Consider the following 6,764-nt stretch of genomic DNA (forward strand, 5'->3'; position numbering starts at 1 on the left):
GCCTGTGCCAGTTGATGTAGTGTGATCGGCTTACCTAGATGCTCATCAATAAACTCCAGCATCCTTTGGACCGCTTCTTTGTGTTCTTCTCTCATAGTCACCTTACAACTCCATTGACTGCACTCTAGCTGAGAAACAAAACTTGAGCTTGACCGTCCTTGCTCAGTTTCAGATTATAGGATAATTCCACTTGTATTAGAATTATTCTTTGATCTACATACAGCCACTTCTACAAATTTCTACCCATATTTAATGAGATATTGTCACAATCAGTATAGATTATCATTAAATAGGCTTATATTTCACCCACTTCTGTCATAGTTAGTACATTACAAAGTATTTTTTTGATACTATTTGTATAACTATAGTAATACATACACAGATAACAAACTTTGATTGCTATAAGTTGACATAAGTTTATCTTACGTTAAGAATTTTTTATTCTTTTATATTATATATACTTATATATTTTTTTGTAAAATTTTCTATTGTAATACTCAGTTATTTCAAAAACCTAATCACACCTGTTGACATAAGTCCACAGAATTACTATTATATGAATGTGCTTGGGAAAGCATAGATAACTTGCACTGGAGCGTAGCTCCTAAAGGATGTTTAAAATGAAGAAGAATATTATTGCAACTTTGTTGGTACTGGCTATCTCTTCTATTGCAATTTTTGCTGCTAATGCTACTGGGCAGTTTGATGTTGTCACCAGTGTTGGAGGAATTCACGAAATCAAGCTCGTTACCGTTGGAACAACTGTTCCTACCACCAAGGCTGGCTTTGACAGTCTTACTGCTGACAACGCTGATTTCACAGTTGATGACACCAACTATAGTTCAGTACAGACTGTTCGCCAGCTGATTAGCATGTCTAACAACAGGAATGGATATTACATGACACTCTCAGCAACCGCTATGGGAGCTGATCTTGGTACAGAATTTGCCTATATCAATTATGAAGTAATCGCTGGTGGTGCCACGGTAACTACCAATGATGCCACTGAAGTTGATTCAGCAACCAACATCTACGACAGCGGTACGTTGAATGGTATGGACTTTTACTCAACCAACGTAACTGTAGAGGTTGCCGCCGAAGAATATGAGAACGCAGTAACTGGTTCATATTCTGGAACAATTACCTTTAATCTCTTTGCAAACTAAAAATATTTCAATACAAACTTGTCTGTCCAAGACCACCCTTTCGCCGGGGTGGTCTTCTTTCAGTCTGCGGACATGATGCGTTTTGCCAAGGTCTTGATGCAGTGGAATACCGAGTCAGCTGGGATGAATGCGTAACTCTTCGTGCGTTTGAGGAGAATACCCTCCACCACCTGTTCTACCGTATAGAAATTACCGCCGATGCGATTATTGTCATAAGGAGCAAAGGCTGTCGCGTAATAGAGTGATCGTGTCTCTCCTGCCCTTACAGTAACGGTAGTATCAGCATCAAACAAGGTATCAGAAGCAGAAGCTTCCTTGGTTCCAGTATAGAACTTGTTTGTCCCTGATCCACAGTTGAGCGAGTACTGTTGGCTCATCCCACCAGGATAGAGCGTCCATGGAGTCTCCAAATGCCCGCCATAGTCAAAAAGGAAGTTGTTGAAATTCAGACCAATCTCCCCTTCTCCCAAAGCCTGTGGACCGGGGAAGAAAGTGAAATAGACCATCTGTTGCCTTGGGTTGATCACACTCGACCAACCAAGGTTGCTGAGCCTTGGAATGGCTCCGCTGATAAAGTCAGTCTTCCCGATGGGAGGAGAAACCTCTGTAAGATCGACCGTCCCTCCTTGCTTGAGAGGTGCCTTCCTCCAGTCATCAAACTGGGCGTTGGGCTGTAAGCGGGAAGCAATCCCAGGAAGAGTCTCCTCTGGCCCTGTCTGCCAACTTTGTGCACTGGCATTGAGCACACAGCCAGACTCAAGAAACGGGGAACCGATCTCGTTATTCCAAGCAGTATTGGCAAGCATGTCCTCACTGCCATTGTTGGTGATAAAGACCGCCGTATAGTGCACAGGATGATTTGGCAGCAACATATCAATCTTTCTCACCATATAGTGCTCTTTCCTGTTTCGTACCATGCTCATGAGCCAAACACCACCAAACTCTGGATCGGTACCGTATCGCTCTACCATCCAGTAGGAAGAAGAGGTAAACCCACTCTGGTCTTGTGCTCCCTGGACTGCATCATATGCAGGTCCATAGTTGGGAAAGCTGAAATAGGAACCAGCCTTCTGGTAGAGATAGGGGCTGGTCTTCCAAAACTCAGCATTTTCATCACTGAATACAGAGGTTCCTGTTCCACGGTAATACGGAACCAGATGGGCATTTATCCTTCCACCTTGGGACAAGAGCGCACTCAGCTCAAGCACCATACCACCCTGATCTTCCAACACCACCTGAATCAGGTCATTGGTCAGCACAGTGGCATTCCTGCTCTCCCATAATCTCAGACGACGGATATCCATTCCCACTTCTCCTCTTAAAAGCGACACAACATGGTGTTAAAAACAGCCTAATGACAGTATACTGGTAGCATAGACTGTTTCCAAGTTCAAGGAGTGCCGTTCCATGATTTCCAAGAAGGACCGACTGTTCAATCTATCCACGAAGAAAACCACCTACCTGTTCGCCATAACCGAAACAGGACACCTTGAACACCTCTATTATGGCAGATATCTCAGCAAAAATACCATCAGCATTGATGCATTGGCGGAGAAAAGAAGTATCAGCATCGGTACAGGCACTGCCTATGACAGTGACCATCCAACACTCTTCTTCAATAACCTCTGTATGGAATACTCTACCATGGGCAAAGGTGATTATCGAGAGAGTTCCATCGATATTTCTTATTCACGGGGTATGCAAACGCTCGATTTCATCGTAAAGAGCTACAGAATCCTTCCTGGAAAGCCAAGAACCTTCAGTGGCATGCCCGAGTCCTATGGGGATAAGACCACCTGTACCACCTTGGAAGTTATGCTCAAGGAAGCCTGTCTTCCCCTTCGACTTGCCCTCACCTACACGGTCTTTGAGGACAGCAACGTCATCACAAGGCGTGCCACCCTGTACAATGACAGTAACGAGGAAGTTACGATCAAGAATCTTGCATCAGCACAGCTTGATCTTGATACCGATGACTGGAAGCTGGTTACCTTTGACGGGGCATGGTCTAGGGAACGGTACATGCATGAACGCCCACTTGCCCCTGGTATCATGATCAACGACAGCAAGAGTGGAGTCAGCAGCGCTGATCACAACCCCTGCATATTCCTCACCAAGGAGAACGGGGAGACCATCGGAATGAACCTCATCTACAGCTCCAACCATCGAGAGCTGGTGGAAACGTCCTCCTACGGAAAGGTCAGGGTACTGACAGGGATCAATCCGGCAACCTTCAGCTGGAACCTTGCCCCGCAAGACCGCTTCCAAACACCTGAGGCGGTAATGACCTACTCCCCTGATGCACTAAACGGAGCAAGCCAGAACTTCCACCACTTCGTCAACAACCACATCATTCGTGGTCCCTGGAAGTTCCGTGAACGACCGGTTTTGATCAACAACTGGGAAGCAACCTATTTTAAATTCACAGAAGATAAACTTATCAATCTGGCAAAGGAGAGTGCCAACCTCGGTATCGAGCTATTCGTTCTCGATGATGGCTGGTTCGGCCTCCGTAACGATGACACCACCAGTCTTGGGGACTGGACCGTGAACCCGAAGAAACTCCCCTCAGGGCTGGAAAACCTCTCTCTTGAAGTACACAGGCTTGGTATGATGTTCGGTCTCTGGGTGGAGCCAGAGATGGTAAGTATTGAGAGTCAGCTGTACAAGAAACACCCCGACTGGATGATCGCCATACCTGGAAGGCGTCCAAGCGTTGGACGGAACCAGTATATTCTCGACCTAACCAGGATTGATGTACGAGATTACCTTTACAAACAACTCTCGGATGTTTGGCATTTTGCAAATGTGAACTACATTAAGTGGGATATGAACCGTGTATTCAGTGACCTCTATAGCGCAAACAGAGAGATGAAAGACCATGGTGAATTCTTCCACCGCTATATCCTAGGACTCTATGAACTGTTGGAGAAGCTTACAGCAGCTTTCCCCAATGTACTCTTTGAATCATGCGCAAGTGGTGGCAATCGCTTTGACCTGGGGATGCTCTGTTACATGCCCCAAACCTGGACCAGTGACAATACTGACGCACTCAGCCGTCTGTATATCCAGGAAGGTACCAGCTGCGGCTATCCACTTTCAACCATGGGCAGCCATGTGAGCGACTCTCCCAATCACCAGACCCTGAGAAGGACGGACCTTGAGTCCCGATTCAATGTCGCAGCTTTCGGTGTTCTTGGGTATGAGTTGGATGTCACCAAGCTGAAGGGGCAACAGAAAGATGCCATCAAGGCACAGATTGCCTTCTACAAGGCACACCGTGCCCTTCTGCAGTACGGAACCTTTACCAGGGTGAAACTGGCAAACAGTATATCGAACCAAGTAATCTGGGCAGTAGCAAGCCAGGACAAGAGCGAGCTCCTGGTGCTTTTCGCCCAGAAGCTCAATCCTGCAAATCCAGGCTCAGACAAGCTACGCGTGGAGGCTGTTGATCTGAATGCCGTGTATGAGGTATTCCCACGCCAGCAGCGTATCGATATCAAGATGTTCGGGAATTTGCTCAACCGGGTCAGCCCGCTCCCCATTACCGAGGGAGGTATCGCACAGGACACCATCAGCAAAGCTGTCTCCCTGGATAGTGAGGTTGAACACTACCGAGTTACCGGAGAGCAGGTTGCCTGGGCAGGTATTAAGCTGAACCAGCAGTTCGGTGGAACCGGATATGATGCCATGACCAGGGTCTTGGGTGACTTCGGAAGCAGAATCTATATCTTCAAGAAGATAAAGTAGGGCGCTTCCAACAACACGATGCTTTACGTTTGCAACCTCTTGCCCGATTACCTGACTTGCCGTTATGATGGACAGAATGGAACAGACTGTCATATACCTTGAACCAGGGAGTGCTTCCCTGGCTACCAATCAGGGCTATCTTGCAATGTGCAAGCACATACGACGTGAGGTTTTCGTCAAAGGACAAGGCGTAAGCGAGGCCATCGACTTCGACGGAAAAGATCCCGACTGTGGTCATCTCCTGCTGCTCATCGGTGATGAAGCAATAGGGACGGTACGTATCCGAGTGACAGAAAAAGGAACCAAACTGGAACGCATTGCTGTACTCTCCACCTATCGTGGATTGCATCATGGAGAGCTCTTGGTACGTTGTGCCTTGAGCGTTGCCCATGGACCAGTCTATATCCATGCCCAGATTCAGAGCGAGGGATTTTATCAGAAGCTTGGCTTCGTTGCAGAAGATCAGAGTATCTTCTATGAAGCAAACATCCCACACCGAACCATGATCTGGCCCCACGAAAAAGGAGTTGCACCTTGCCCTATCACAATACCATCGTAATTGCAGGAGCCGGTGTGTTTGGCACCGCCATGGCTGAACGGCTCTCTTGGAATACCAACAATACCGTCATCCTCTGGTCCATTGAAAAGGACGTTGTAGAGGATATCAATAAAAACCATCGGAATACCAAGTACTTCCCTACCCACTTCCTGAACACCAGTATCAGGGCAACGAGTGACAAGCAGATTTTCCGCAGTGCTGACTGCATACTTCTTGTCATCCCCTCAAAGGTCATCGTCTCTTTTACCGAGGAGATCAAGGCATATACGAAGGAAGATTGCCTTGTGATAAACCTGGCAAAGGGTATGAGCGATGATGGGGCCTTTATCACCGAACAAATTCCCTTTCCCAGAACAGCCAGCATGAAGGGACCAACCTTCGCAATTGAAGTTCTGCATGGACTACCCTCTTCCTTTACCTTTGGGGGCAAGAGAGAGGACTATGACCGTTTCAAGAGAGAAGTACTCAAGGACACCGGTCTCTACCTGGACTACACTGAAGATATCCGTTCAGTCGAGCTCATGAGTATCCTAAAGAATATGTATGCCATTGCAATCGGACTGGTCAGTGGGCGGTTTAACTCTCCTAATGTTGATTTTCTCATCTATACGAAGGCAGTTGGAGAAATGCGTCGTTTTCTCAGCCTTTTCGGCTGCAGCACTGAGACCATCTTCTGCTACTGTGGTCTTGGCGACCTGGGACTGACCAGTCTCAATGACCTCTCCAGGAACAGGACGCTCGGTCTCTTGATGGGTAAAGGATTCTCGATCGACAATAGTGGGAGCTCAGCAACGGTCATAGAAGGAAGCAGAACCGTCAAGCTCATGGGAGAACTCACCCGTGAGAAACAGGTCGAAGAGGAGTTCCCTCTCGTACAAGCACTGTATCGGATGATGTATGAACATGAGAATCTCAACGACTATATGAGAGCGGTGTTTAACTAATTCCTACAGCTCAAGGTACAGCCTTCTTTCGTATCCGAGGTATATTTAAGCATGATAGCTTCTCCCTTAAGGGAAGGCATCATTGATTCATATCGGACCTTCAAGATACAAGCCTTGGAAAAGTTCTCCTTAAGTACTCAAATACCTCTGAAGAAAATTCCCCCAATTGTGCACTCACACAACTGGGGGATACCCAAACAAATCGGCCTTTCGCTGTTTTGAGTGGGTAGAATCCTAAAGAGGCAAAGTGATAGTGGAAAACTCTGGGAGTGCTGTGGTACTGTTTTGGTATCATAGGACAGAGAGGTAATTCACGATGAACGGATTCTCCCAGACAGACATCTT

General features: G+C 46.9%; 5 protein-coding genes. 4 read left to right on the forward strand and 1 reads right to left on the reverse strand.

Translation table 11 applies throughout. The annotated features are described in order from the left end of the window. Positions 1 to 620 precede the first annotated feature (620 nt). Positions 621 to 1,166: a hypothetical protein gene (locus tag JF818_RS01040; RefSeq protein WP_198890140.1), complete on the forward strand. Its 546-nt coding sequence runs from the start codon at positions 621 to 623 to the stop codon at positions 1,164 to 1,166. Between the two features lie 59 nt (positions 1,167 to 1,225). Here the strand turns inward: JF818_RS01040 and JF818_RS01045 are convergent, their stop codons facing one another. Beyond that, positions 1,226 to 2,470, reverse strand: a complete 1,245-nt coding sequence (locus JF818_RS01045) for a hypothetical protein (RefSeq protein WP_198890141.1) — start codon at positions 2,468 to 2,470, stop codon at positions 1,226 to 1,228. Positions 2,471 to 2,573: 103 nt separating this feature from the next. Between JF818_RS01045 and JF818_RS01050 the strand changes: the two genes are divergently transcribed. The 3 genes from JF818_RS01050 to JF818_RS01060 all read left to right on the forward strand — a co-directional run bounded on the left by JF818_RS01050 (position 2,574) and on the right by JF818_RS01060 (position 6,419). Further along, a complete protein-coding gene (locus tag JF818_RS01050; protein ID WP_198890142.1) occupies positions 2,574 to 4,916 on the forward strand; it encodes an alpha-galactosidase in 2,343 nt (780 codons plus the stop codon). A 76-nt stretch (positions 4,917 to 4,992) separates the two neighbouring features. Beyond that, positions 4,993 to 5,475, forward strand: a complete 483-nt coding sequence (locus tag JF818_RS01055) for a GNAT family N-acetyltransferase (protein ID WP_233065343.1) — start codon at positions 4,993 to 4,995, stop codon at positions 5,473 to 5,475. After that, positions 5,451 to 6,419, forward strand: coding sequence for an NAD(P)H-dependent glycerol-3-phosphate dehydrogenase (locus JF818_RS01060; protein WP_198890143.1), 969 nt, complete (start codon positions 5,451 to 5,453; stop codon positions 6,417 to 6,419). The genes JF818_RS01055 and JF818_RS01060 overlap by 25 nt, the downstream gene beginning before the upstream one ends. Positions 6,420 to 6,764 lie beyond the last annotated feature (345 nt).

Origin of the sequence: Sphaerochaeta sp. S2 (assembly GCF_016406725.1) — a bacterium.
In the GTDB taxonomy this organism is placed as follows: domain Bacteria; phylum Spirochaetota; class Spirochaetia; order Sphaerochaetales; family Sphaerochaetaceae; genus Sphaerochaeta.

Coding starts and splice junctions, on each gene's coding strand:
- JF818_RS01040 (WP_198890140.1), top strand. CDS start 621: ATGAAGAAGAATATTATTGCAACTTTGTTGGTACTGGCTATCTCTTCT.
- JF818_RS01045 (WP_198890141.1), bottom strand. CDS start 2,470: ATGGATATCCGTCGTCTGAGATTATGGGAGAGCAGGAATGCCACTGTG.
- JF818_RS01050 (WP_198890142.1), top strand. CDS start 2,574: ATGATTTCCAAGAAGGACCGACTGTTCAATCTATCCACGAAGAAAACC.
- JF818_RS01055 (WP_233065343.1), top strand. CDS start 4,993: ATGGAACAGACTGTCATATACCTTGAACCAGGGAGTGCTTCCCTGGCT.